The sequence below is a fragment of the Mesobacillus subterraneus genome (assembly GCF_003937825.1).
GTDB classification, from domain to species: Bacteria; Bacillota; Bacilli; order Bacillales; family Cytobacillaceae; genus Mesobacillus; species Mesobacillus subterraneus.
In genome coordinates, this window is the sequence record NZ_RSFW01000003.1 from 106,645 (window position 1) to 132,517 (window position 25,873).

The window sequence follows — 25,873 nt, forward strand, 5'->3', positions numbered from 1 at the left end:
ATAAGGGGGCTCTTTTTCTGGTTAAAAACTCCACCCTTTGTTTTCATGTATTTGCTGGTCCATGTTAAAATGTATCAGACCATTGCATTGGGAGGACATCGTTTTGAATCAGGACTTATTTCGTGAAGCCGCGAGTTTTATCCGTATTAGTTATAAGGAACTTCATCGGCAGGAACAGGAGACGGAAAATAGAATTCAGGAAGTTATGGAAGAAATCCGATTGACCGGAACTTATTCTCACACGTATGAAGAGCTTGAGCATGGAGCGAAAATGGCCTGGAGGAATAGCAACCGGTGTATCGGAAGGTTATTCTGGGACAGCCTGACCGTGTTTGACCGCAGGGATTTGGCGACAGAGGTTGAAATTAGAGATGCGCTATTCCAACATATCAATTTTGCGACGAACGAAGGGAAAATCAGGCCCGCCATTTCGGTCTTCAGGCAGAAAAATTCAGAGAACGAGGTTCGAATCTGGAACCACCAGCTCATCCGTTATGCAGGTTATGAAACAGAATGCGGAATCCTCGGTGATCCTCATTCTCTGGATTTTACAAGAAAATGTGAGGAGATGGGCTGGCGAGGCGAAGGAACCCGATTTGATGTTCTGCCGCTGTTGATTCAGATTGACGGAAATACGCCTAAGTTGTATGAAATGGAGAAAGAATTAGTCCTTGAAGTGCCATTAAGGCATCCTGAATACAAGTGGTTTGCCGAGATGGATCTTAAATGGTACGCCGTTCCTTTCATTTCTGACATGAGGCTTGAAATCGGCGGAATTGAGTACACAGCGGCACCTTTTAATGGCTGGTATATGGGAACGGAAATTGGGGCGAGGAATCTGGCAGATGAGTTTCGTTATCATTTATTACCGCTGATTGCCGACCAAATGGGTTTGAATCGGAACAAGAACAGTTCATTGTGGAAAGATCGGGCATTGGTAGAATTAAATGCGAGTGTATTGCATTCCTTCAATGAAGATAAGGTAACCATCGTCGACCACCATACAGCAGCATCGCAATTCAGGGTATTTGAGGAAAAGGAGAAGGCCGCCAGTCGGGACGTGACTGGGGACTGGACCTGGCTGATTCCGCCGATTTCTCCAGCAGCTACTCATATTTTTCATAACTCATATGAAAATGGAATTGTAAAACCAAATTACTTTTATCAAGAACGTCCGTACTAGCAGAAAGGAACCACTGACCAGTGGTTCCTTCTTTTTATTGACTTGGCTGTTTGCCGTTTGCGATATCTGCCGCATAAGGGATGATGCCTTCTGCTTCTAATCCGAATGTATCGATTTGCTGTGAATGGAGCACCTTGCCGTCCTTATCAAGAACAGCAAAACCGCGAACGGAGATTGGTGCTTCGGGATCAAGTAATTCTACCTTGCGGATCAGTTTCAGATTTTTATCGGAAATAACCGGGTACTCTAGTCCCAATTCTTCCTTCATCGCTTTATGTTCATCAACTGACGATGCGCTGACTGCGTATACATTGCCAGGGAACTGGCTGAAAAGCTCTTTCTTGTTCTGCAGCTCGACCAGCTGCGATTTACAGAAGTCTCAGCCAACTCCTGTGAAAAAGAAAACGAGCGCAGGCTGATCCATGTTTTCAAACTGGATGTCCTTGCCGGTTTCATCAGGAAGTGCAAGAGATTTCGAATCGGAATCAGATTCATCACCAGAACAGCCGCTGATGATCGCGGTGACGAGCAATAGCATGATGAGGTAAAAGGTTTTTCGCATATTGCACCTCCTTGTTTATGTAGTTAAGTATATAATGTTTAGCTGAAAACCCATTATACCATTTATGGAGGATTTGTTTCTATTCAAGGCTTTCACTGTACCTATTTTCCTATTTTTATAAATACAAATCTTACATTTAGTTAAAATTCAGAAAATATGATAGAATTTAAATTAGTAACAGGTCATAATATCTAGTAATTAATATGGAGGGACTGCATTGCTGACGAATCATCTGGATTTTCGGCTGGAACCAAGGATTAGGGAGCTTTATGAGGAACATAAAATGCGGGCAGAAAAAATCGATTGGGGCTATCATGAATTTTTGCCATGGGACAAGGCAATGGATTTCAAGCGTGTGCCATGGGATGAAAGCCAGGTCAACCTGCCTTCACCGGTGATTACGGCGATTGAAACGGCGCTTTTAACTGAGGTGAATTTGCCATGGTTTACATCATACCTCGATCAGACATTTAAAGGATCTTTGTCGGTAATCAAGGAATTTGTCCATACATGGACAGCGGAAGAGGACCAGCACTCCAATTTGCTGGAAACCTATTTGCTGATTACGCGGAACGTCGAGCCGATGCGGCTGCATCAATTACATAAAATGACGCTTGAGAATGGCTGGGATCCTGATTTTCACACGCCGTTTGAAACGATGGTCTATACCTCGATGCAAGAGCTGGCGACAATGGTGTTCTACAATAATGTCGCAAAGGTTGCAGGCCCGCATGATCGGGAATTGGCCACGCTGCTTCGCCGGCTTGCGAAGGATGAAACGCTGCATTATGCATTTTATCGTGATGTGATCAAATTCCATCTGCAGCTGGAGCCAAACTATTGTTACTACCTGGGCAATGTGATCATGAACTTTAAAATGCCAGGTGCCGTCATGCCAGATTTCGAAAACCGGATGGCCATCATTGCGAAAGAGGCGAATTACGGTCCCCTTGAGTATTTTGATCAGGTCCTTGATGTAATCGTTGATTACTGGGACATTGAGAACCTGAGACCAATCGCTCCGGAAGCGGAAAAAGCTCGGCTGGATATTTTGAATTATCATGCACGGTTGAAAAGGGTCAGGGAGAGGTTTTATAAAAATAAGTAGAGTAAATGGAACCAGGAGGGATTACTCCTGGTTCCATTTTGTTAGAATAGGAATGAGGTTGCGAAATATTTATAAAGGAATTCCGCAATGTACATAGAAATGGTTATGTATCACACAAAGCAAAAGGAGTTTATATGAAAAAAGGGTTTACAGTATTTTTCATCGGATTGATTATGTATATGGCAGGCATCTATTTATCCACGATTTGGACTGCTCCAGGTGCGGCGCTTGGTGTTTTAGGCGGGATACTGATGGGCGCGAGTACTTATTTTTATGTGATGAACCGTAAGCGGCAATCATAGGTTACTTTAGATTCTCATAATGCTCATTGAACACTTTAAACAGCCTTTCATCGCCCCCGCGGTCGGGATGGAGGGCTTTGAGCAGTTTTTTGAATTCTTTTTTGAGTTCCTGATTGCTGCTGTTCTGGCTCAGTCCCAACAAATCTTCCATGTGTGTGGTACTCGTACCTGCCGCTTCAATTTGGCTATTGAGCATTTTTTTCAAGGTACGAACCTTTGATTGCTCGATGTGAAGCCGGGTTTTCAAGAGGTCCAGTTGCTGGGCCAGCTGGTTGTTGTCAAGCTTGGCTCTTATCAGCTGCGCGGAAATCTCATCAGTGTGTTTGTGGACGATAAAGTCTGTCAGGTCTTTTTGGTTAATGGTATAGGTAAGATTTCTTCTCTGACTCATTTCAGCACAGAGTTGCCCAGCCTCAATCCAGTGCAGGACGTCCTGCTCGCTAGCCTCAATGCCCGAAGAAGTTAATCGTTCTGCTGCTTCTTTTACAGTTAGCATCTCATTCACTCTCTTTATCTACGAAAAATTATCAGACAAATCTATCATACCACTGAATTTTTTCAAAAAAAGAACAGGAGTGTGACATTGTGTTACACAGGGGTGCGTAAAGTTTAAAAAAAGGGGGAATGTAATCATGGTTATTAATTTGAACGAAGTGATTGAGATATTGGAAAGGACGCCACGAACATTGGAAAGTTTCCTATCAGGGCTGTCCGATGGCTGGCTGACAGCCAATGAGGGAGAGGGAACATGGAATGCGTCAGAAGTGATCGGCCACTTGATTGATGGCGAAAGATACAATTGGATTCCGAGACTGCAAATCATTTTAAGTGACAATACTGAAAAGACATTCCCTGTATTTGACCGGTTCTCTCATTTGCAGCAGTATGCAGATTGGTCGATTGAGGAAAAGCTAAACGAATTTGAGTCATTAAGAATGGAGAATATCGAGAAGCTCAGAGCGATGATGACCAGTGAACAACAGTTCGGTATGATCGGAATCCATCCCGAATACGGGGAAGTGACAGCCAGGCAGCTGATCTCGACCTGGGCTGTACATGACCTCACTCATCTTGCACAGATTACAAGAGTCCTGGCAAAGCATTATGATCAGGAAGTCGGTCCGTGGAAAGGATATTTAGGGATATTAAACAGATGAAACCTTTTCTCTAAAAAGCTCGTCTGTACTGTTGTGCGAAAGGAGATGATAGTTTTGATTAAAGCGATTGTTTTCGATTTTGATGGTTTAATCATAGATACAGAAACTGTCTGGTACGAAGCTTACAAAGAAGCACTTGGATTTTATCATGCAGACCTCCCGCTTGAGGAATTCGCGAAATGTATTGGAACGCACGATACTGTTCTGTTCGACTATTTCAAATCACAGCTTGGCGAAGATACGGATTGCGATGAAATTGAAAGCAGGGCAAGCGAGATTGTTGATGTGAAGCTTAGGACCGTTAATGCCCGCGATGGGGTGAAAGAATACTTAGAAGAAGCGCACCGCTCAGGCTTAAAGATTGGGCTGGCCACAAGTTCATCACGTGCATGGGTCACCCGATTATTGAATGAACTCCGCTTGATTGATTACTTTGAAGCGATTGTAACAAAAGACGATGTTGAAAAAGTAAAGCCAGCGCCTGACTTGTATGCAAAGGCAGTAGAAAAACTAAGGGTTCAGCCTTCAGAAGCACTGGCTTTTGAGGACTCCCTTAACGGATTGAATGCAGCGGTAGCAGCAGGGTTGAAATGCGTGGTTGTGCCAAACCCGGTAACTGAAGCGCTCGCATTTGAAAAACATGAGCTGAAGATGGCATCGATGGGTGAAAAGACGCTGGACGAAGTGATTAAAACGATCAACACACAAACTGTACGATAAAAAACAGCCCTGCGAAATTTTTGCAGGGCTGTTTCCTTATCTCACCGCACCATGAGGCAATACGGCATGTACTCCTTTGACGCCATTAACGACCTGTGTCACCCTAAGATCAACTGTGACGCTGGCCAAAGCGAGGGCTTCCGTACGATCAAGCTGATGAAGGTCCCTCAGCAGTTCAACCATCTCGTCCAGGGCCTGTCCCGCAGCGAGGTTCAAGTCCTCATTGAATCCGAATGTGATCCATCCTTCCGGCGTATTTGCCCGCGGCATCTTTAATTGAAGATCTTCCCGGAGAGTCAGCGTGATATCAACAAGATCCATCGGACATTCGATAGCCGTACCAGAAACCTCACCGTCTCCCTGTGCGGCATGACCATCACCAATCGAAAACAATGCTCCTTCTACCGAAACCGGCAAATACAAGGTGCTGCCTCGCTTCAACTCCTTGCAATCGATGTTGCCGCCGCAGTAGCGGGGAGGAGAGGTGTGATGCACACCATGCTCTGCTGGTGCGACTCCCATCAACCCAATGAAAGGGTTCAAGCCGACATGGATGGGACGGGAGCCGATTTTGGTGCTCGCTGTCATCGCAAAGGGATTCAACTCCCAATCGAGGCGGATTCTATCTGAACCGGTCAGTCCGAGCACATCGTTTTGCCAGCTTTTTTTGCCGCCAGCCCAGTTCGTCCCATACCAGCCTGGCACGACATCGTTCAATTTTACCTCCAGGACCATCCCCGGCTTTGCGCCTTTCACCTCAATGGGTCCGACCATGGGGTGCAAGGGATTTTCTTCTTTTACCGCTGAGCGAAAAAACTCTCTATCAGTGCCTTTTGTGCGTGAATAGCCCCATTCGATGTCCGGTGTCTGCATCCGGATGCTGTCTCCGGAATCCACCGTCAAAATCGGCTTGTACGCATTGCTGAAGGATCCATGGAGATTATCAGATTTCAATTCAATTGTATGTATCATTGCGCCATCTCCTTATGCAATTTCATTCTTAGCCAGCTTTTGCTGCGTCTTTCTTTTAAAAAGCTTTGGATTCGTACCAATATATACTCCGGATAATACCATTGCCGCTCCGATCGCATGGGCAGTCGTGAACTTTTCTCCTAAAAACAGAGTAGCCATGATGACTGCGGAAACCGGCATCACGTTGATAAAAATTGATGCTTTCGCTGCTCCGACTTCCTTGATTCCGTTGTAGTACATGACAAACGAAATGACCGTGACCAGTACACTCATATGAATGATTGCTAGCCAGGTCACACCGGATGCCTGCTGGACATCCTGCCAGGATGTTTCTGCAACAGCAAATGGCAGTAAAAACAATGTGCCAAAGGCAACCGCGTAGGTTGTGGATTCAACGGAACTGAACTTCTTTAGAACGATTTTCCCGACAACACTGTACAGCGCCCAGCTAATCACAGCTCCCATCAACACAAAATCAATCGGTTCGAAGCCAAGCTGGAGAAGAGACAGCAGATGTCCATCAGTAATAATGAAAAAGGCGCCGGAAAGGGCAATCGCCAGGCCAATGACATTGTTGCGTGTGATCGTTTCTTTTAAGAATAAGGCTGATAAAAGGACAATCAACACGGGATTGGAGGCGATGAACAGCGAACTTTTAATGACCGGGGCGTGTTTGCTGGCCATGAAAAAGAATATGTTATACAACGCGATGCCCGTCAGGCCAAGAACTGCAAACAGGCCAATATCCTTCAAGTTTGGTTTCTTCAGATTTTTCTCCATTACAAACATAAGCGGGAAAAGGAGAATTGCCGCGCCGAAAAAACGGAAGAATGCGACCGTAGCAGGTTCAAAGCTTTCCACCGCGAATTTACCCGCGATGAACGCACTTCCCCATGTAGCCGTAGCGAATGTCAGCATCCCATATGTAATCCATAACTTTTTGTTCATCAAATTCCCTTCCATCTTTTTAAATTATTTAACTAGTATTGTAGCATCTTTTTCGGCAAGCGAAATAAAAAAATCTAAATGAGCTGAAACTTTTTTCGTCCTGCTAAGTCTAATGTAAAGGAAAATCAAAAACGGATATGAGGTGCTTTTTTGAAAAAGTTAATCGCAAGTTTCATTTTATTGAGTGTCATGTTTTTATTATCTGCATGTAATGGAGGAACTGAAATAGAAACCAGCATTGAAAAGCAGGCGGAAAAGAAATCGGAAAAGAAAGTTGATGAGCCCGGCAACACGGGAGTCATTCCTGAAGCCCTCTCAGCCAGTCTGGTAGAAGTCGATGAAGGCACGGAAGGTAAAGATTTTATTTACGAAGTGAAAAACAATACTGACAAGGAGATTGAAATTCCTTTTGACGAGAATGGCGGCCATGTTTATGTGCTCAGGGATCAATCTGGGAAAGAGGTCAACCGGAATGATGGACTGGGGACAATTCAAAGCAACCAGATCGTCAGTGCCGGAGAAGCCATTACGATTAAAATTGGAATGGGCGGATTGAAAAAAGGAACGTATGAACTAGAAGTCTGGATGGAGTCGGAACTGGACAACACGTATAATCAGACAATTACTTTTACCATCGAATAAACCCTTACAGGCAGAGGAGAAAACCTCTGCTTTTTGTGTACCAATTACTGGAATAAGGTGGTAAAATTAGACTGGGGGGATTACCACATGGGTTGGAAATTCATAATATTAGCAGCCATGATGATCTCAGTGCTTGCTTTCATTAAATTTGTGATTAGAAAATCGTTGAAGATCCCAAAAGTAAAAAAGGAATTTTTCTCTTACAATCATATTAATGATCAACATCGAAAAATAGACTGGGCTGTAAGATTCACGGCACTGATCGTTTATTTCTTCCTGATTCATCAACTGATGCTCGAAGAATTCCCGCTCAATGTATTTCTGATCATACTGTCTTTTTTATACAGCACTGAAAATTTTGTTCGAGCGTATTTTGAGTGGAGGCATTCAGAGCATCCAAGACAGTGGATCCTGTCACTGGCAGAAGGAAGTGTATTCATCATGATGGCGATGATCATTGTTCAAAATGACATTATGTTTTGGTTAACGAACAGATGATGAAAAGACCAAGAGGGATCATTACTGTCATTTTCATCGTTTCTTTTTTGGCCATCCTGTTTTTTGTGCTAACTGATGACAAACACTATCAAAACGTGAGTATGGTAATGATTATTGAAGAAAAGGCTCACTACATTGAACCAGGTAAATACCAGAAAATGTGGGTTGTTGGGTCCAATGCAAATGATCCTGGCCCAAATAAGGAAAGATTTAAAGTCATGATTGAGGATGCAAGAATCTACAATCTTATCGAAGAAGGAAAAGAGTATTTTGTCTCGTTCCAGGGTGAAAAAAAGATGGAAGACCCTGAATATCTCTACACTTTTGGACAGATTGAAATACCAGGAGGCACACAAATGGCAGGGGAAGGTGTCATAAAAGACTAAATCCGGGGGTGAAATGACTTGATAAAAAATAAAAGATTCTTAGGAATTGCTATTCTCCTTTTTAGTTTATCCATAATGATCAGCTTTCCTTTTCCACACGAGTATCCGATGGGGCAGGAACTGACATCAGCATTGAATATCCCGATAACGACAATCAACGGAATTAATTATGTAGGAGTAACTGCGTTAGCAATGCTTGCCGGCAGTTTATTCTTTCTTGTGAAATCATTAGAAAAGTTTCATATGCGGTTGGTATTGCTGGCTATTGTAGCAACTGTTTTCTTGCCAATCGGACTAGTCAGCGCCCGCTGTGAGCTCCCATTTAAGAATCATAGCAGCGATCAAGTCACCTTCAATGTGGAGTTTTACGATAAATATAGATTTGAAGATGAAGGGGAGATGCTCACACTGTTGAATGAGGGTGGACCTTTTGAAGTCACACTACAAGGAAAAGAGAGAAAAACCGTAAAAGTCGAGGCAGAAATTGATGTGTCGGGTAGGGCGAGCTTTGTATCAAGTGGGGGAGCTTGGGGTGTGAATCTGCAGATCAAGTCAGGTAATAAGCTTCGGAAATTATAGACTGTCAGGCATCCAGGGGGGAGTCAGCCATGAGAGAAATAAATCAAACAGTTGCATCAGGTGTTGTGGCAGGAATTTTCCTCGGACTTTTTTTAAAAGCGGTCGAATACATAACCGGTCTCAAAGTCTATACACTGCTGTTGAATGTAGACTACATTGCAATCCTAAAAGACTATGCATTCCCTGAATTTGTGGAATTCGTGTTCCACCTTGTGATCTCCGTACTTCTTAGCTTGGTGACCTATTATTATTTACTGAAAAGAACCAGCAAAATGAGATTAGTCATCAATCTTAGCCTTCTTGTAGGCTTCCTGTTATACCCAACGACAATGCTTTCAGACCGTACACCTGAAATCAACAGTACGTATGCCTTCCTGTTTTGGATGCTGGGACATGGACTTTATGGGGTTGTTCTCGGCTGGATGTTAACTAACATACGAAGGAATGAGGGGAGATAAAGATGAAGCGGACAATTGGAATCATTGGTGTACTTTTGTTTATTTTAACAGGCTGCAGTGAAGAAGAGCGCCAGTTAAAAGGACTAGTTTCCGAGAAGGAAGGCGAATATGGTTTATATGTCGTCGGACACGAGGAAGTTGACGGATTTAAACTAGCAGAAGAAGGCATCGATGAATCAAAAATCCATATCATCTACCATGCAAAGTCTCTCGAAGTCGCTCAGGAAAACTTCTCGACTTCCGGGATTGATAAAGAACCAGCATATGTAGTGTTGGACCATGACGCGATTGTTTTAAAAACCTACAAATACGATGAATTAGTCGAATTCCTTCTGGATAAAATTGCTCAATAGAAGCCCACGATACAAAGTGGACTTTTTTATTTTGAATGTCGTTGTCTTATAAGGGCCCAGATTCCCATAAAAACTAAAGAAGTAATAAACACTTTTACTAATGATATTTGTTCTGTTAGTGGTGTATGAGTCGTTCTGTCTGAGGAAAAAAGCGACCACCAGACAGGGTCAGGGAAGATGGCAGAGGCAATAAACCAGACACAATAAAATAGGAAAATACCAATCAAATAAGGTTTCATTCGATCTCCTTTCCAAAAAGCTCAGGCGACCCTGAGCTTTTTAGCTTTTAAATGTGTAAAATTATTCATTCCGATTACTTTCCTTGATCACTTCCATATAAAATTGGATGGCGTTCAAAAAGTTTTCTATACTTACATGTTCGTTCGTACCATGCATCCTATTGAGATCATCGGATGTGAGCTGTACAGGCAGGAACCGATAAGTATTTTCAGCGATCCGGTCATAATGCTTTGCGTCTGAACCAGCGAACATCAGGTAGGGGGCAATAACCGCTTCATCATACACATTCCTGGCGCTTTGCTGGATGGCTTTGAAATGCCAGCTATCCACAGAAGATACACCAGAAGCCTCTGAGCCGTCAACTTTAACTAAGATTTCCTCGTCTTCGACTGTTTTTTCGATAAAAGCTCTTACATCTTCCAGGGAGTCGCCCGGCATGAGCCGCAAGTTAATGATCGCCGAAGCTTTTTCTGGCAGGGCGTTGTATTGCTCCCCAGCCTGGAAGATGGTTGGTGCAATAGTCGTCCTGATCAATGCCGCTGATGCCGGCTGCTGCAAGAGGATTTTTTCGATTACAGGCTCGAAAACAAACTTATTTGCGAAGACATATTTCATTCCGAAACTCATTTCTGGAGCCACGAATTCAAATAGATCTTCTCCTGGCCCCTGGAGATCAGCAGGGAATTGGGTTTCCTCCAGCTTGGCAATGGCGCTGGCGACCCGGCCGATATTCGTCCGGTCCTTAGGCTGTGATGAATGGCCGCCACTGCCTTCAATCGATAGTTCCGCCGTTGCCGAGCCTTTTTCAGAAACACCGATCACTCCCACTGGTTGAGTTACACCAGGGACCATGTTTTCGACAATCGCTCCTCCTTCATCTAAAACAAAGGCAAACTTGACACCTCTGTCATTCAGTGTGCTGACAATCATGCTGGCTCCATCATCACCGCCGATTTCCTCATCATGCCCGAACATAAAATAAAAATCGCGTTCCGGCTTAAAGCCTTCACTGAGCAGATGCTCCACAGCTTCGAGAATGCCTATGACCCCAATTTTGTCGTCCAGCGACCCGCGGCCCCAAATCTTCCCGTCAGCAACTGTCCCGCTGAAAGGGGGCTGCTCCCAGTTTTTCTCTGTGCCTTCGAGGACAGGGACAACATCATAATGGCTCGTCAATCCGACCGGAAGCTTGGCAGCAAATCTACCTTTCCATTTATAGACTAGAGAATGACCATTCACTTTTTCCAATTCCAGCTGGTCATGAACAGCTGGAAAGCTTTGTTCCAGGAAGGAGATAAAGCGATCGAATTCCGCCAGATTCATTTTACTGCGATCCTGATAGGAGATCGTTTGGAATTGAATAGCCTTGGAAAGGGTATCAATCGCATGGTCTTCTTTAATTGTTCCTGTATAATGAGCGGGAGCTGGTTGACGGGTTTCCAGGGTGAGGGTGTTGAACATGGTGACAATGATGAAAAGTAACAGTAAACTGCCAAGGGCAAGCAGGGTGAATTTCATTTTTTTCATAAGCCATTAATCCCTCCAAAGTGGCTTTTTAAAAAAGCCTCCGGGAATCCCAGAGGCTTTTGTTCATTAAGCAATTTCAGGTGCATGTTGCTGCTTTTCCGGTTCAGGAACGAAGGCCAGGATGATCATCCCGATGACGAACAGGACGACGAGGCTGAATACGCCCATACTGGAATTGCCGGTAAGCTGCGCGGTGAGTCCCACCAATAATGGTCCCATGATGGAGGCGAATTTGCCAAAAATATTGTAGAAGCCGAAGAACTCGTTTGCGTTTGCCTTCGGTACTAATTTTGCAAAGTAGGAACGGCTGAGTGCCTGGATGCCACCCTGTGATGTAGCAACCAGCATCGCAAGGATCCAGAAGTCTGTCGTCGTTTCCAGGAAGTAGGCATAAATACAGACAACGATATAAACGGAGATGCCGACATACAGCATTTTTTTACCAGTAAAGCGTTCGGATAAGCGGCCGAAAAGAATTGCAAACGGCCAGGCAACAACCTGAGTAGCAAAAAGGATGATTAATAGATTCGTAGAGCTGATGCCGAGATCTGTCCCATATGCCGTCGACATCGTTATGATCGTACCAACACCGTCGATGTAAAAGAAATAAGCTAATAAGAATAAGAATAATGCCCTGTACTTGCGGATTTCCTTGAAGGTTTTCCCTAGTCGTTTAAAGCTTTGCAGGACCAATTGCGGTTCGCGCTCGATGTAATGCTTCTGGTGAACATTTTTGAACATGGGAATCGACCATAGCCCCCACCAGAGCGCGGTGATGATAAAAGCTGTCTGGCTTGCCAGCGTCATTGAGATCGGAAGGACCTTTGTCTGGGCTAAAATGATGATGGCGATCGAGACAATGAAGGGGATCGTACTTCCGATGTATCCCATCCCGTATCCTCTTGCTGAAACCCTGTCCATACGCTGGTCGGTTGTTACATCGACAATGAATGCATCATAGAAAACATTCGAACCGGTTGATCCCAGCACGGCGAGGGTGTAGACAACAAGCAGCATCAGCCAGTTTCCGCTCGGTACGAACGCGAGTCCGGCAGTAAAAATAATCCCCAGAGTGAAGAAAATCGTAAAAAAGCGTTTTTTCATCCCTTTGTAATCGGCAATCGTTCCGAGGATCGGCCCAATCATCGCGAGTATGAAAGTGGCAATTGCGATCGTGTAGCCCAGATAGGCGGTAGAATTCGACAGGCTCACACCTGCTTCCGTGGCAGAAGCCTTGTAGAACAGCGGGAATACAGCGGTCGAAATGATAATCGAATAAGCCGAGCTGGCCCAGTCATAACGAATCCAGCTGCTCTCTTCCTTCGTAAATCCTTTCATCATTTTGCCCCCAATAAGTATAATTTTTATCTCTTATTCTTGTGAAACGTTAACCGTGAATTAAAAGGATGCAACCGTGAAAAAAACTCTCATAACCGTTAAAAAAATCGAGCCAACCGTGAATAAAATTGTTCTAACCGTAAAAAATTCGTCCAACCGTAGAATTAATCGATTCAACCGCAGAATTAACAGATCCAACCGTATTAATTCTGGGTTTAACCGTATAATTACTTGAATCAGCCGTAGAATCAAGTGGCCCAACCTCAGAATAAATAGCTCTTGAACCGTAGAATTCCCCTTACAGAGCGAATAAGCAGCATACAAGCTTTTAAATAATGGCTAAGAAACATCCCATCTAGTAAGAAACTAAACCGATTGGTACTATATTTCGCTTTAGAAATGAAAAAGACCTGCTGCCTGAGTTTTAAATATCCAAAATTCCTTCTAAAATGCGGCCATCTGTATCTCCGAGATCCAATCCGAGCAGGCGGGCGAAAGTTGGTCCTTCGTCAACAAGGTGCATAGAACGGACTTCCATGCCAGGGCGGATGCCTTTTCCGGCTGCGAAGAAAACGGTATGGTAGCCTTCTTTCTCAGGGGAGTAGCCATGGCAGGCGAAGGTATATTTTTTTGTTTGGGCATCCTGTTCCGTCACTTCTTCGATGTATTGGCCTTGAACTGCCTCGCTAAAATAAAACCCACTTGCAGCTTCAAGCATCCTGAATGCTGTCCCATCAGCTCCTTTGGCGTTCGCTTCCTGGCCAGTGATGACTTTTTCGATTCCGTTGAATTCGTCTTGTGCAAGCTCAGTCAGCAGTTCGGATACTGCGTTTTTTGTAACAAGATCGTAAGGGTCTTTTACATAGACATAAGCAGATCCGTCACAGCTTTTGCAATAGGCTTTCCAGTCAGTCACCTTGCCGGAAGAATTTGTTTGGATAAGTCCTCTTTCTCTAAATAATACGTTCAATTTCACTACTTTAGACTCATCAAGTGCACTGTGGTCCCCAAGTATGACGACGGTTGTATCTTCTTCAATCCCAGCCGCCTTGATAGCTTCCATGATGCTGCCTAGCCGCTGATCGTGGCGGTGAAGGGCAGCAGTGGCTTCTGCTGATGAAAAGCCATACATATGACGCTGGGAATCCAAATCGACAAAGTGAATCAGCATCAACTCAGGTTTCCTCGTTTTAATGGTTTCCACTGTTGAGGCGAGGACGAAATCATCCAGTTCAGGCTGGCGAAGTCCGTTGCGTAAACGGCCGAATTTTGCGTTCATCTCCAGCTGGTAGCCTGGACTGCCATTGAATAGAGAAACAGGAACCTGGTGATGCCAAGGGCGGTTCGCAAAAATTTCGGGCATATTGTAGTCAATCGATGATTTTGCCGTAACAGGCCATAGTAGTGCCGCTGTTTTCATTCCGGCCTTTTTCGCTTCATCGTAAAGGGTTGTCCCTTTTATGTGAGAGCGGTGCCAGTACCAGTCAGGTGAAATCCTTCCCGGCTGGATGAATGTATTGTTCACAATGCCGTGCTTGTTCGGGAAATTACCGGTCACAATGGTGGCATGGCAAGGATAGGTGACAGAAGGGTAGATCGTTTCGACCTGGGTACAGTATGAACTTTTTTCTATAAAAGCTTTGAAATTCGGAAGCTCCCTGAGCAATGGGACATCATGCTCAGAAAGGCAGTCAAATGAAATGACGATTAAGTGGTCTGTCAGTCGAGTCATAGCAGCCTCCAAATGATGTTTATAGTATAAATATAGCAGAATATAATGGAAAAAATAGCGAGAATTAGCAGGAGTCCTTTCAATTTTACCGAAATGGAATAAGGTAGGGATCTGCTGGTAGTAGAATGCAACTCAAAAAAAGGAGGGGGATAGGGTGGAATTGATTGAGAAAGCATTGCAAATCGCGGCTGCCGCCCATGAAGGACAGTACCGGAAAAATACAAAAATCCCTTATATCGCACATCCCGTCGCGGTAGGGATGATCCTCCAAAAAGCTGGTTACTCCGATGACTTGGTCGCAGCAGGAATTCTTCATGACACCGTCGAGGATACCGGTTTGACGATGGAGGATATAGAGCGGGAATTTGGAAGAAACATTGCTGAAATCGTCGCCGGCTGCTCAGAGCCGGATAAATCGCTGTCATGGGAAGATCGGAAGGAACATACAATCGAATTTTTAAGGAACGCACCTGAGGAAATCCGTGTGGTCGCATGTGCGGATAAGCTGCATAATATAAGGTCCATTCGCCTGGATATCGAGCAAAACGGTGAGGAAGTCTGGAGCAGGTTCAAGCGAGGACGGGAACAGCAGGAATGGTATTACCGAAATGTCATTGAGAGTTTAAGTTACAAAGGGGAATTTCCGCTGCTGGAACAGCTAAAAGCAGAAGTTGAGCAATTATTTAAGTGATACTGGAGAAACTCATACATTTAATCCAATAGAGGAGGAATCTTTCTTTTGACAATTAAAACCACTCCAATAACAAACAAAGTTAACAATGTCTTCATCCACGTCAGCGATCTGAAAAAATCAGTACAATGGTATTGCGATTTGCTTGGAATTCCATTCAACGCTGATGAAATAGAGTCTCCGGTGTACAACATTCCTGTTAACTCTGCTACTGGACTCACCCTTGATGACCATACATTTGATCCTGGGTTTAAACTGCACCCATCAGGGCATGTTTTGTTCAACTTCTTCGCTGAGGACATTGATGCAGCTTATGATTTTATAAAATCAAATGAAATAAAAGTCGTAAGAGACCTGGAGCGAATTGGTGATTTTGCTTATTTTAACTTTAGTGATCCGGATGGGAATGTTTTAATGATTTGCAATTGTTAATGGGAATTGAGTCTTAGTTAACACAAAATCCTGACAATCAACGTCAGGATTTTGTGTTTTGCATTTTTTTTACCGCAAGATGCAAGCTGGAGAATATCGGAATCTCCTTCATATTGATGCCTAAATGGACCATTGTGACGGCTATTTCGGGGCGGATTCCGGTGAAGATGGTTTTTATGCCGGTTAAGTTTAACGCATCACTGACCTTGAATAACCGGGAAGCTACCATCGTATCTATGACAGGTACGCCAGACAGGTCAATTATGACGTGGCTGAGACCTAATTGATTGACTTTGGTTAACGCTGATTCCATTATTTCCTGGGCTCTCTTTGTATCAATATCTCCGATCAGAGGGAGGACTCCTATTTCTTCGGTGATTTTTATAACAGGAATTGACAGCTCGAGGTTCAACGCTTCAAGAGCATTGTACCGTTTACTATAGCGGCTTGTATAGGAGATGCTAAGCCAATAGATGGCACGGTCGACAACGAAATTGAATCGGGATATCACTCCGTAAAAATCATCAAAGGAAAGTTTGAATTGATCAGCCTGATTTTTTATGATTGATCCGATTTTGTCTCGATATGTCCTGACTTCGTCTATTGCAATGTCCAGCGGGAGGTCCAAGTTGATTAAAAAATTTACGGCCTCATCGCCCCAGTCCTTAAGGATGCTGAATGAGGTATCGAGGTTGTCTATTATGGAATAAGCATATATTTCAACGAGATTATGTCTCCATTTATATAGGTTTTCCTGTACCTGGGGTGTGTATTGGTTAGGGGTTTCAGTCGTTCTGGTATCCACTAAGGATTTTTTTGACAAAAGAATTTGTTCGGAAATAATTTTTGCTTTAGTAGGATCAATCATTTTTTGGCCTTGCCCTCCCTCAATATTATCTATCAAATTATAGCACAGTGAACTGGTTCGACAGTAATCTGAAGGTCCTTGATGGAGGATATTCCCAGACTAGATAACGTTAGAGGGGGGTAAAGAAAGATAATTCCGAAAAGGGGTGAAAGATCATGACGAAAGTAAAAATGTCTAAAGAAGAGCTATTTGAACAGATTAAAAATAGTGATGGCAACTTGAAGATTTCGTCAGTGTCCTCGGTTGAAGAGGGAGAAGAAGTAATCGCCCTGGCTAAGCACCTTGAACACGATGGAAAAATTGTCCTCCTGGAGTACTGCCTGGACAAGAAACCACTTTCCGTATCATTAAAAACCAAAATTCCTGATTAATTTATATATGGCGGACCGCTTTATTATTGGCGGTCCGCTTTTTTATTCCCCTGAAATAATAATTGCTAGTAGTAAAGCATGAAAAAAGACGAGGAAAACGTTTTCTTTTGAAGATTCTAAAAATTTTAATTGACTGAATAATATAACTATATTATTATTGCCCTTATAACTTTTCTTTCGTAAGACGAAGCGTTGAAGCGGAAGAGAAAATGGGGGGATTCATGATGTCACAGATGTTAGCATTGGTTATTGTTGTATTTATTCTACTAGTAGGTGATTTAGTCGCTGTAAGGACAAAAGCATGGGTTCCGTCCATGTTCGTCTCAGCTGTCCTGTTCCTGATCGGCTACTGGACATTCTTTCCGAAAGAAATTGTCGCGCTTGCTGGTGTTCCTTCAGCGGTAGCGGTAATGATGATGTACTTGCTGATCACAAACATGGGTACACTGCTTTCAATCCAGGAATTGAAAAATCAGTGGAAAACCATCGTGATTGCTTTATCAGGTGTATTAGGAATCGTCGCCGTGCTGTTGAGTCTCGGGACTTTGATTTTCGGTTTCCAAACGATGGTTGTTGCAGTACCGCCACTGGTTGGGGGAGTCGTTTCCGCTCTCATCATGTCTGAAGGCGCAAGTCAGGCTGGTCTGGCATCTCTGTCTGTTTTCGCAATCGTCATCTATGTCATGCAGGGCTTTGCGGGTTACCCGTTGACTTCACTCGTTCTGAAAAAAGAAGGCAAGAGACTTTTGAAACAGTATCGTGAGGGTAGCCTTGCAGCGGCAGAAGTTGCTGCGACTGCAGAAGCTGCACCACCTGTTGAATTAAAACTATTTAAAAACATGCCAGAAAAATATAATACCGAATTCTTTAAGTTTTTCAGATTGGCGCTGGTTGCTTACCTGGCATACTTAACTTCCACTTTATTAGCGCCAGTTGTCTCGGTCAGCCCATTCGTTCTTGCCCTGTTATTCGGTGTCATCGCGACTAGCGCCGGCTTCCTTGAAAAACAGGTGCTGCAAAAAGCAAACGGATTTGGGATTGCAATCCTTGTGTTGATGCTCTTCATTTTCGATGGATTGAAGCAGGCCACGCCTGGTATGCTGCTGGAAATCCTCGTTCCGCTGATCGGCGCCATTGTCCTTGGGCTGGTTGGTATGTATGTGTTCTCCTTCATTGCAGGAAAACTGTTAAAAGTCAGCAAGGAAATGGCATTTGCGGTGTCTTTGACGGCACTGTACGGCTTTCCGGCAGATTACATCATCACAAATGAAGTCATCAACTCTTTGACAGAGGATGAAAAAGAACGAGAAGCATTGACGAGCCATATGCTTCCGCCAATGCTTGTCGGCGGCTTCGTGACGGTCACCATCGTATCGGTTGTTCTCGCCGGCATTTTCGTTGGATTCTTGTAAAAGAAGGAGGCTATAAAATTGCTAGAATTAAAAGAGCGTATCGAACAGCACATTGATCAAATAAGTGAGTATACCGCAACTCCCGGAAGAGGAACGACACGGCTAACCTATAGCCAGGAGGATTTGCAGGCTCGCCAGTATATAAAAAAGAAGATGAATGAATATGGACTTCAGGTTCGTGAAGATGGCTTCGGGAATATCTTTGGCAAGCTGGAAGGCACATTAAAAGATGCACCAAGCGTTTTGATTGGATCACACTTTGACTCTGTACCCCACGGCGGCTCCTACGACGGGCCCGCCGGGGTGGTGGCTGCACTCGAGGTGGCCGGACTTTTTGCCAAACATAACGTCACACCTAAATATCCATTGGAGATCGTTGCATTAGTGGAAGAAGAAGGCGCCAGATTTGGTGGAGGATTGCTGGGGTCCAGAGGGATGGTTGGGCTCCTGAGTGAAGAAGATTTTAATAGCTTAGCAGATAAAGACGGCATTTCAACTGTAGAAGCGATGCGGAAGATCGGTCTCGATCCATCGCTTCCGAAGCAAAGAGATCCAGGGACAATGAAAGCTTTTCTGGAGTTACATATTGAACAAGGTCCTATTTTAGAAGAAAAGAAGATTCCAATCGGAGTTGTCGAAGCAATTGTCGGTTTGACTCAGCTGGAAGTGAATGTGAAGGGACAGGCAGGCCATGCGGGCACAACTCCAATGGACCGCCGGGCAGACGCACTGGTGGCCGCATCAAACATGATTGGTCAGCTGCCCGGACTTGCGGCTGAGGAAGGGAAAGGCACTGTCATTACGGTTGGACGCCTGAATGTTTTTCCGAATGGTGCCAATGTCATACCGGATGAAGTCGTTTTTTCAGTGGATATCCGGTCAGGAGAAGAAGAGCATGTCCTGAATGCAATCGAAAAAACGAAGGCACTGATTCAATCTTTTAGTGGAAATGGAATTCAATCCTCAATCGAACAGCTGCTCTATATCCAGCCGAAGGAATTGAATGCAGGCATCCGCACTCTTTTAAAAGAAAAAAGCGAAGCGCTTGAAATTCCTTATTGTTCAATTAACAGCGGCGCAGGACATGATGCGATGGTCCTCTCAGATTACACAGAGGCAGGGATGCTGTTCATCCCAAGCAAAAATGGACTGAGCCATTGTCCGGAGGAATGGTCCGATTCAGAAGATATTGCCAGGGCTGTGCGGATTTTTTACGAAACAGCTTTGCAGTTAACGGAGGCGGAATAATGATCAATCGAACTTTAAAACAAGCTTTTAATGAGTATAAGGATGAATTGACCGAGCTGAGGAGGAAGCTGCACAGCGAGCCAGAACTGAGCTGGGAGGAATACAAAACAACCGATTTTGTCTGCGAATACCTCGATGAGCTGGGAATTTCCTATAAACGGACAGAACCTACCGGCGTCATTGCCGAGATCAAAGGCGGTAAGCCGGGCAAGACGGTCGCGTTGAGGGGAGATATGGACGCACTTTCGGTGGAAGAGCTGAACAAAGATTTGCCATATGCTTCGACAGAGGAAGGCAAGATGCACGCATGCGGCCATGACGCCCACACTGCGATGCTGCTGGTTGCTGCGAAGGCACTGAATGAAATCAAGGAAGAGCTTCCGGGGAATGTTCGATTATTGTTCCAGCCTGCTGAGGAAGTAGCAGAAGGGGCAAAAGCTTTGGTTGAACAAGGTGCCGTAGTGGGAGTCGACAACGTTTTTGGGATCCACATCTGGTCACAGATGCCGACTCATAAGGTCAGCTGCACGCCAGGACCTTCTTTTGCATCAGCTGACTTATTCAAGGTCACTTTTAAAGGGAAAGGCGGGCATGGTGCCATTCCTCAAGCTTGTATAGACGCCGCGATTGTCGCCTCGTCCTTTGTGATGAATGTGCAGTCCGTTGTGTCGAGGACAATCGACCCTCAACAGGGAGCCGTTCTGACAGTCGGTAAAATGGTCGTAGGAACCCGATTCAATGTCATTGCCGAAAATGCAGTGATCGATGGGACGGTACGTTGCTTTGATCCGGCAACCCGTGATCATATTGAAGCGCAGCTCACTCATTATGCAGAGAGTGTTGCGGCGATCTATGGAGCGACAGCTAAAGTGGATTACATTCGTGGAACACAGGCTGTCATCAATGATGAAGTCAGCGCGAAGCTTGTCCAGCAGGTAGCCGCAGAAGCGTTCGGCGAGGATGTCGTATATCATGAAAAGCCGACAATGGGCGGAGAGGATTTCAGCTTCTATCTTGATGAAGTACCTGGAAGTTTTGCACTTGTAGGCAGCGGGAATCCGGAGAAAGATACAGAATGGGCCCACCATCATGGGAAATTCAACATCGACGAGGATGCACTGGCGACAGGGGCAGAGCTTTACGCCCAGTATGCATGGGCTTACTTGAATCAAAAATAAAAAAAGTGGAGAACCCTGGCGCGGTTCTTTACTTTTCATTACCTCTTCTTCTTTTTGCCAGGATCGGCAGCCACTGTTGGCTTTTGTTTTGCCTCAAGTGTAACCTGCACATGATATGTCTTCTCATCAACAGCCGTCACACTGGCAACCTTCGCCTTACGACCCTTGATTTTCAGGTCCTCTCCAACCGCAGGAACCTGCTGGCGAAACTGATTCAACAACGCAATTCTGTTTTCAAAAAAATGAACAACAAACATTCCCCATCACCCAATTTCTATAGTATTCGCTTTCCTATCACTAACATATTGACGTGATGCTAGGTTTAGAACTTATTAATAGAAGCAATGAGAAAGATTTTAGTAGGATTGATTTTTTTTAAAAAGGGAAGAATTTGTAAGGAGGACATGCATTGGCTGAAAGCTAGGTTTAGGTTTGAAGTAAGCAAAAAACTAATGTGGTGAAAAGTGAGACAAGGATGGCAGGATTAGCATGGATTGGCGCCCTATTTTTGCGAAACCAAGAAAAAGAGGTCACCAATAAGCGGGATTGGCGCCCTATTTTTACGAAAGCGAGAAAAAGAGGTCACCAATAACCAAGATTGGTGACCTAATTTCGTGAAAGCGAGAAAAAGAGGTCACCAATAAGCGAGATTAGTGCCCTAATTTCTTGAAATCCAGGAAAAGAGGTCACCAATCCCCCAAATTTTTCAAAGGGATGATAAATCAGTAAAAATGTTAATGGAGGTTACCGTAATGGGAGAATTTAAGTTTCCGGAAGGTTTTTTATGGGGCGGTGCAACTGCTGCCAATCAAATAGAGGGTGGATATAAGAAAGGAAACAAGGGCTTGAATGTGGCCGATGTTCTTCCGGGGGGCAAGGAGCGCTATGAAACCTTGATGAAATCTGGTTTTGATTTTGAAATCAAACCAAATCAGTATTACCCGAATCATGAGGCGATTGATTTCTATCATCGGTATGAAGAGGATATCGCTTTATTTGCGGAAATGGGATTCAAGGCTTTTCGGATGTCGATAGCCTGGACACGCATTTTCCCTAATGGCGATGAAACGGAGCCGAATGAAGAGGGGCTTGCTTTTTACGATCGTGTTTTTGATGAACTGCATAAGCACGGGATTGAACCTGTCGTTACGCTCTCTCACTATGAGCTGCCGCTTCATCTGGTAAAAGAGTATGGAGGCTGGCGCAGCCGGCAGGTTGTCACATTCTTTGATCGCTATGCAAAGGTGCTATTTGAGCGATACAAGGACAAGGTGAAATACTGGATGACCTTTAATGAAATTAATAGTGCGTTGGTGATGCCAATCAATGGTCTTGGTTTCTCGATTGAAAAAGAAGAGGATCGTTACCAGCCGACTTTTCAGGCGTATCATCATCAATTTGTGGCGAGTGCCCTTGCGGTAAAAGCTTGCCATGACATCATTCCAGATTCAGAAATAGGCTGCATGATTCTGTTTGCACCGGTGTATTCATTCGACAGCAATCCTGATAATGTTTTATATGCTCTCAAGGAAGAGCAGATCTTCAATTATTTTTGTGCAGATGTACAAGTAAGGGGAGAGTATCCTTCCTTCACGAACCGCTTTTTCAAGGAACACAGCATCGAACTGGATATCCAGGAAGGAGATCTGGAAATTTTAAAAGAAGGCATAGTGGACTATATTGGATTCAGTTATTATATGTCGCGAACTGAAAAGAAGGTAAAATCGCCGGAGGATGCGACTCAAGGGAACATCATCGGCGGTGTCAGGAATCCTTTCCTCGAAGTTAGTGACTGGGGATGGGAAATTGACCCGGTTGGTATGAGGATTAGCCTGCATAAATTATTTGATCGATATCAAAAGCCGCTATTCATCGTTGAAAACGGCTTAGGTGCCTTTGATGAGCTTACTGAAGACGGTTCTATCAATGATGACTACCGTATTGACTATCTTCGTGAGCATGTAAAAGCTATGGGTGAGGCTATTGAAGATGGAGTTGAACTGATGGGCTACACCAGCTGGGGCTGCATCGATATGGTCAGCATGTCCACAGGCGAATTTTCCAAGCGGTACGGTTATATATACGTAGACAAGCATGACGATGGCAGCGGAACATTGGATCGGAAAAAGAAAAAATCTTTTTTCTGGTACAAAGATGTGATTGAAACAAATGGGGAAAAACTATAGATTTCATGGAGGGCTGAATTTTCAGCTCTCTTTTTCTTGGAAGAATAGGAAGGAGTTTGGAGTATTTACGTGGAAAATAAGAATGACCAACAAAAGGGAATGGAGTGATAACGATGATTGATCAAATCGGTCAAATCATGCTTTACGTTCATAACCAGGATGAAGCAGTGAAGTTTTGGACTGAAACATTGGGATTCCGTGTAATTGCTGAAGAAGATAATCAACAGGGGATGCGATGGATTGAAATCGCACCGAAAACTGATTCTGAGACCAGGATCATCCTCCATAACAAAGAATGGGTTGGAAAAATGTCCCAGGGTCTGAATCTGGGTACACCTTCATTAATGTTTTTCACTAAAAACCTTGAAGAGTTTCGTAGTGAACTCGTAGAAAAGGGTGTGAAAGTTGGCGAGATTGTCGAAATGCCTTCAGGAAAGGTTTTTAATTTTGCTGATAATGAAGAACAATACTTCGCTGTGATGGAAAGAAAGTAAAGATTGTTAAGTAGTTTTTAATGCGGTGCTTCTTAGTGAGGGACCGCTTATTTCCTTTTTGCAAGGATGTTTATTTGCTGTGGAAAGGAGGAGAAGCATTGAAAACTTCAAGATTCTTTCTTATATTACTAATTTTAATCATTACCGCGTTTTTAACAGCGTGTAGTAAAGGAATGGCTTTTGAGATAACGAAAGCAGAAAGGAGAGTTACAGAAACAGATGACCGCATTCAACTGGAACTTGAATATGAAATCATCAACCATAGCAATGAAGACTACTTTTTCACTCTGGTTTTTCCGTCCTATATACAAGATGCTCTCATTACTAAAGTAGGAATAAATAAACTACCAGGTAAAAGCAGCACTTCAAATGTTGAAATCATAAACATTAGGAAAGATAGTGCTGAGATGACAGATGAAACAATTGAAGCCATCCTTAATGGAGATATTCCGATTGTACAAGAAATCCTGATTGGAACAACTATTAGTTTAAATTAACTTTCCAAGAAAAGAGGGAAGCTCATGATCAAATTTTTCGAATACAACTGGCAGGTTAGAGATGAGTGGTTTGACTGGTGTGAACAACTGTCAGCTGATGAATTGCTAAAGGAAAGAACGGGAGGAGTGGGCTGTATCTTAAATACTCTATTCCACATAATTGATGTTGAATATAGCTGGCTTCGTGGTATTCAGGGGAAAGAGGATATAGTCTTTGACTTTGCTGAATATAACACTTTATCCAAGGTAAAGGCACTTTCGGATCAACTGCGAAAGGAAATCATGCAATTCTTCAACACCGGCATAGGGGTATCGAGACTTGTACAAGTACCATGGGACAAAAATCACTACTCTGTTGAGGATATCCTGCATCATATTATTGCACATGAAATCCATCATATTGGCCAGCTGTCTGTTTGGGCAAGAGAACTCGGGATGGTACCGGTATCGGCTCATTTTATTGGGAGGAAATTCAATGAATATCGAAATTAAAAGTATTGATGAAAAGCCTATTAAAGCAAGTGAGCTATTAGAACTTTATCACAATGCTGGCTGGTGGCCGGAACGAACAGAGTATGACTTAGCCGAGATGTTATCAAAGACGGTCTCGGTCGGCGCATGGAAAGACGGCAATCTGATTGGTTTTGCCAGAGCTGTTACCGATGGGGAATTCAGGGCGTATATAGAAGATGTCGTCATACATAGTTCTTTTCAAAAAGGTGGTACTGGAACGGAACTGATATCGAGATTATTAGAAGGGCTTACCCATATTGATGTCATAAGCTTATTTTGTGAGGAAAGTCTAATTCCTTTCTATGAAAAAAATGACTCTAAGTACAGCAAAGCGCAATACGTCATGCATAGAAAACAAGAATCGTAAACTAGATCCCACTTCAAAATTATTCCATGCGTGATATACTGTTAAAAGATGGATAAAAGAGGTGGGACAAATGGAGTTGATAACAGGAAAGCTGGTTATTGTTTCGATGTTTTTACTTGTTGTGACGATGATTGAAACGCTTGCTTATGCTACAAGGATTTCTGGTGCCAGGGTGGGCTTAATTGCAACGGCGATTTCTTTGTTTAGTACATTAGTAGTTGTTTCAAGGTTTTCAACGATTTTTCAGCAGCCAACTACAGCTAAAATGATTGCAGAAGCCCCAGCTGATAACAAATTAAACTTTATCACAGATCAATATACCATTTTAATCGGTGTGACTTCTCTAGGGGTATTGCTAGGCATTTTATTATTTCCTACATTTATCAATATTTTTTCGAGAGCGATTGTTCAATTGGCGAGGGAAAAAGGATCGTTGTTTACAATGGTAAAAAAACAAATGAATCCATCAGGAATTGGAAAAATACTGCGTTGCTTCCGGCTCCCAAGGTTTACATACCTGGAAGGCATCTCCCTTAAAACAATACCGAAACGTCTTTTTGTTATTAATGTCGCGGTGTCAGCTGTCTTCACAATTGGTGTTCTTTCTTCTTTGTATGCAACGATGCTCGTACCCGCCGATCATATTGCGACCGCTACCATGTCTTCTGGCATTATCAACGGGATTGCAACCATCCTATTAACCTTGTTTATCGACCCAAAGGCGTCAGTACTGGCTGACAGGGTAATGAAAAAGCAGTGCGATTATGTTTACTTGAAGAGCTACTCTTTGACGATGATTAGTTCCAAATTTGTGGGAACCATCGTGGCGCAAGCCTTATTCATTCCCGCGGCTTATTATGTCGCCTGGTTTGCAGAAAGGATTTAATGACCTTTTTAATGGGAGATGTGAG

At 43.7% G+C, this 25,873-nt stretch carries 32 protein-coding genes and 1 pseudogene; 23 read left to right on the forward strand and 10 right to left on the reverse strand.

Features of this window, described 5'->3' with window-relative positions; genetic code table 11:
* The first annotated feature begins 61 nt into the window (after positions 1–61).
* Positions 62–1,183 (forward strand): nitric oxide synthase oxygenase, encoded by a 1,122-nt coding sequence (locus tag EJA10_RS02725; protein WP_125478474.1) that lies wholly within the window; start codon positions 62–64, stop codon positions 1,181–1,183.
* Positions 1,184–1,217: 34 nt separating this feature from the next.
* On the opposite strand, the pseudogene EJA10_RS02730 reads toward EJA10_RS02725, so the two are convergent.
* A pseudogene (locus EJA10_RS02730) lies at positions 1,218–1,547 on the reverse strand (redoxin domain-containing protein); the annotation flags it as partial.
* 15 nt (positions 1,548–1,562) lie between these two features.
* The gene (locus EJA10_RS02735) at positions 1,563–1,745 is read right to left on the reverse strand and encodes a hypothetical protein (protein ID WP_125478476.1); all 183 of its coding nucleotides are present in this window, start codon (positions 1,743–1,745) and stop codon (positions 1,563–1,565) included.
* Positions 1,746–1,962: 217 nt separating this feature from the next.
* Here EJA10_RS02735 and EJA10_RS02740 point away from each other — a divergent pair, with 217 nt between their 5' ends.
* A complete protein-coding gene (locus EJA10_RS02740; RefSeq protein ID WP_125478477.1) occupies positions 1,963–2,853 on the forward strand; it encodes an acyl-ACP desaturase in 891 nt (296 codons plus the stop codon).
* Between the two features lie 134 nt (positions 2,854–2,987).
* The gene (locus tag EJA10_RS23200; protein ID WP_170169045.1) at positions 2,988–3,155 is read left to right on the forward strand and encodes a hypothetical protein; all 168 of its coding nucleotides are present in this window, start codon (positions 2,988–2,990) and stop codon (positions 3,153–3,155) included.
* 1 nt (position 3,156) lies between these two features.
* Here the strand turns inward: EJA10_RS23200 and EJA10_RS02745 are convergent, their stop codons facing one another.
* Entirely contained in the window at positions 3,157–3,651 is a 495-nt protein-coding gene (locus EJA10_RS02745) for a DnaJ domain-containing protein (RefSeq protein WP_125478478.1), read from the reverse strand.
* Positions 3,652–3,787: 136 nt separating this feature from the next.
* Between EJA10_RS02745 and EJA10_RS02750 the strand changes: the two genes are divergently transcribed.
* Together EJA10_RS02750 and EJA10_RS02755 are read left to right on the forward strand one after the other, a co-directional pair.
* Positions 3,788–4,312, forward strand: coding sequence for a DinB family protein (locus EJA10_RS02750; protein WP_125478479.1), 525 nt, complete (start codon positions 3,788–3,790; stop codon positions 4,310–4,312).
* A 57-nt stretch (positions 4,313–4,369) separates the two neighbouring features.
* Positions 4,370–5,032, forward strand: coding sequence for an HAD family hydrolase (locus tag EJA10_RS02755; RefSeq protein ID WP_246017661.1), 663 nt, complete (start codon positions 4,370–4,372; stop codon positions 5,030–5,032).
* A 36-nt stretch (positions 5,033–5,068) separates the two neighbouring features.
* On the opposite strand, the gene EJA10_RS02760 is transcribed toward EJA10_RS02755, so the two are convergent.
* Together EJA10_RS02760 and EJA10_RS02765 are read right to left on the reverse strand one after the other, a co-directional pair.
* Positions 5,069–6,004, reverse strand: a complete 936-nt coding sequence (locus EJA10_RS02760) for an acetamidase/formamidase family protein (protein ID WP_125478481.1) — start codon at positions 6,002–6,004, stop codon at positions 5,069–5,071.
* A 12-nt stretch (positions 6,005–6,016) separates the two neighbouring features.
* Positions 6,017–6,952, reverse strand: coding sequence for a DMT family transporter (locus EJA10_RS02765; RefSeq protein ID WP_170169046.1), 936 nt, complete (start codon positions 6,950–6,952; stop codon positions 6,017–6,019).
* A 150-nt stretch (positions 6,953–7,102) separates the two neighbouring features.
* Here EJA10_RS02765 and EJA10_RS02770 point away from each other — a divergent pair, with 150 nt between their 5' ends.
* The 6 genes from EJA10_RS02770 to EJA10_RS02795 all read left to right on the forward strand — a co-directional run bounded on the left by EJA10_RS02770 (position 7,103) and on the right by EJA10_RS02795 (position 9,868).
* Positions 7,103–7,594, forward strand: a complete 492-nt coding sequence (locus EJA10_RS02770) for a hypothetical protein (RefSeq protein WP_125478482.1) — start codon at positions 7,103–7,105, stop codon at positions 7,592–7,594.
* Between the two features lie 87 nt (positions 7,595–7,681).
* Positions 7,682–8,092, forward strand: coding sequence for a DUF4181 domain-containing protein (locus EJA10_RS02775; protein ID WP_125478483.1), 411 nt, complete (start codon positions 7,682–7,684; stop codon positions 8,090–8,092).
* The gene (locus EJA10_RS02780) at positions 8,089–8,478 is read left to right on the forward strand and encodes a hypothetical protein (protein ID WP_125478484.1); all 390 of its coding nucleotides are present in this window, start codon (positions 8,089–8,091) and stop codon (positions 8,476–8,478) included. Before EJA10_RS02775 ends, EJA10_RS02780 begins: the two co-directional genes overlap by 4 nt.
* A gap of 18 nt (positions 8,479–8,496) precedes the next feature.
* Positions 8,497–9,057 carry a hypothetical protein gene (locus tag EJA10_RS02785; protein WP_125478485.1) on the forward strand — a complete coding sequence of 187 codons (561 nt, stop codon included), beginning with the start codon at positions 8,497–8,499 and terminating at the stop codon, positions 9,055–9,057.
* 29 nt (positions 9,058–9,086) lie between these two features.
* A complete protein-coding gene (locus EJA10_RS02790) occupies positions 9,087–9,515 on the forward strand; it encodes a hypothetical protein (protein WP_125478486.1) in 429 nt (142 codons plus the stop codon).
* A gap of 2 nt (positions 9,516–9,517) precedes the next feature.
* Complete coding sequence (locus EJA10_RS02795) at positions 9,518–9,868, forward strand: hypothetical protein (protein WP_125478487.1); 351 nt, start codon at positions 9,518–9,520, stop codon at positions 9,866–9,868.
* 300 nt (positions 9,869–10,168) lie between these two features.
* On the opposite strand, the gene EJA10_RS02805 is transcribed toward EJA10_RS02795, so the two are convergent.
* The 3 genes from EJA10_RS02805 to EJA10_RS02815 form a co-directional block, all read right to left on the reverse strand.
* On the reverse strand, positions 10,169–11,635 hold the full coding sequence (locus tag EJA10_RS02805; protein WP_125478489.1) for a M20 family peptidase: 1,467 nt from the start codon (positions 11,633–11,635) through the stop codon (positions 10,169–10,171).
* Between the two features lie 66 nt (positions 11,636–11,701).
* Entirely contained in the window at positions 11,702–12,976 is a 1,275-nt protein-coding gene (locus EJA10_RS02810) for an MFS transporter (protein ID WP_246017654.1), read from the reverse strand.
* A gap of 421 nt (positions 12,977–13,397) precedes the next feature.
* Positions 13,398–14,705 (reverse strand): alkaline phosphatase family protein, encoded by a 1,308-nt coding sequence (locus EJA10_RS02815; protein ID WP_125478490.1) that lies wholly within the window; start codon positions 14,703–14,705, stop codon positions 13,398–13,400.
* Between the two features lie 154 nt (positions 14,706–14,859).
* Here EJA10_RS02815 and EJA10_RS02820 point away from each other — a divergent pair, with 154 nt between their 5' ends.
* Complete coding sequence (locus EJA10_RS02820) at positions 14,860–15,396, forward strand: HD domain-containing protein (protein ID WP_125478491.1); 537 nt, start codon at positions 14,860–14,862, stop codon at positions 15,394–15,396.
* A 48-nt stretch (positions 15,397–15,444) separates the two neighbouring features.
* Positions 15,445–15,828: a VOC family protein gene (locus tag EJA10_RS02825; protein ID WP_246017655.1), complete on the forward strand. Its 384-nt coding sequence runs from the start codon at positions 15,445–15,447 to the stop codon at positions 15,826–15,828.
* A 43-nt stretch (positions 15,829–15,871) separates the two neighbouring features.
* Here the strand turns inward: EJA10_RS02825 and EJA10_RS02830 are convergent, their stop codons facing one another.
* Positions 15,872–16,696 (reverse strand): STAS domain-containing protein, encoded by an 825-nt coding sequence (locus EJA10_RS02830; RefSeq protein ID WP_125478492.1) that lies wholly within the window; start codon positions 16,694–16,696, stop codon positions 15,872–15,874.
* Positions 16,697–16,851: 155 nt separating this feature from the next.
* Between EJA10_RS02830 and EJA10_RS02835 the strand changes: the two genes are divergently transcribed.
* The 4 genes from EJA10_RS02835 to EJA10_RS02850 all read left to right on the forward strand — a co-directional run bounded on the left by EJA10_RS02835 (position 16,852) and on the right by EJA10_RS02850 (position 20,905).
* Positions 16,852–17,067: a hypothetical protein gene (locus EJA10_RS02835; RefSeq protein ID WP_125478493.1), complete on the forward strand. Its 216-nt coding sequence runs from the start codon at positions 16,852–16,854 to the stop codon at positions 17,065–17,067.
* Between the two features lie 224 nt (positions 17,068–17,291).
* A complete protein-coding gene (locus EJA10_RS02840) occupies positions 17,292–18,479 on the forward strand; it encodes a hypothetical protein (RefSeq protein WP_125478542.1) in 1,188 nt (395 codons plus the stop codon).
* 18 nt (positions 18,480–18,497) lie between these two features.
* The gene (locus EJA10_RS02845) at positions 18,498–19,727 is read left to right on the forward strand and encodes a Zn-dependent hydrolase (protein WP_125478494.1); all 1,230 of its coding nucleotides are present in this window, start codon (positions 18,498–18,500) and stop codon (positions 19,725–19,727) included.
* Complete coding sequence (locus tag EJA10_RS02850; RefSeq protein WP_125478495.1) at positions 19,727–20,905, forward strand: M20 family metallopeptidase; 1,179 nt, start codon at positions 19,727–19,729, stop codon at positions 20,903–20,905. Before EJA10_RS02845 ends, EJA10_RS02850 begins: the two co-directional genes overlap by 1 nt.
* A 38-nt stretch (positions 20,906–20,943) precedes the next feature.
* Here EJA10_RS02850 and EJA10_RS02855 read toward each other — a convergent pair whose 3' ends face one another.
* The gene (locus tag EJA10_RS02855) at positions 20,944–21,162 is read right to left on the reverse strand and encodes a hypothetical protein (RefSeq protein WP_125478496.1); all 219 of its coding nucleotides are present in this window, start codon (positions 21,160–21,162) and stop codon (positions 20,944–20,946) included.
* 495 nt (positions 21,163–21,657) lie between these two features.
* Between EJA10_RS02855 and EJA10_RS02860 the strand changes: the two genes are divergently transcribed.
* The 6 genes from EJA10_RS02860 to EJA10_RS02885 all read left to right on the forward strand — a co-directional run bounded on the left by EJA10_RS02860 (position 21,658) and on the right by EJA10_RS02885 (position 25,848).
* Positions 21,658–23,091, forward strand: coding sequence for a glycoside hydrolase family 1 protein (locus tag EJA10_RS02860; RefSeq protein WP_125478497.1), 1,434 nt, complete (start codon positions 21,658–21,660; stop codon positions 23,089–23,091).
* A 113-nt stretch (positions 23,092–23,204) separates the two neighbouring features.
* The gene (locus tag EJA10_RS02865) at positions 23,205–23,585 is read left to right on the forward strand and encodes a VOC family protein (RefSeq protein WP_125478498.1); all 381 of its coding nucleotides are present in this window, start codon (positions 23,205–23,207) and stop codon (positions 23,583–23,585) included.
* A gap of 98 nt (positions 23,586–23,683) precedes the next feature.
* Positions 23,684–24,082, forward strand: a complete 399-nt coding sequence (locus tag EJA10_RS02870) for a hypothetical protein (protein ID WP_125478499.1) — start codon at positions 23,684–23,686, stop codon at positions 24,080–24,082.
* Positions 24,083–24,106: 24 nt separating this feature from the next.
* Positions 24,107–24,574, forward strand: coding sequence for a DinB family protein (locus EJA10_RS02875; RefSeq protein WP_125478500.1), 468 nt, complete (start codon positions 24,107–24,109; stop codon positions 24,572–24,574).
* The gene (locus EJA10_RS02880; RefSeq protein ID WP_125478501.1) at positions 24,558–24,962 is read left to right on the forward strand and encodes a GNAT family N-acetyltransferase; all 405 of its coding nucleotides are present in this window, start codon (positions 24,558–24,560) and stop codon (positions 24,960–24,962) included. Before EJA10_RS02875 ends, EJA10_RS02880 begins: the two co-directional genes overlap by 17 nt.
* A gap of 70 nt (positions 24,963–25,032) precedes the next feature.
* Entirely contained in the window at positions 25,033–25,848 is an 816-nt protein-coding gene (locus tag EJA10_RS02885) for a lipid II flippase Amj family protein (protein WP_125478502.1), read from the forward strand.
* Positions 25,849–25,873 lie beyond the last annotated feature (25 nt).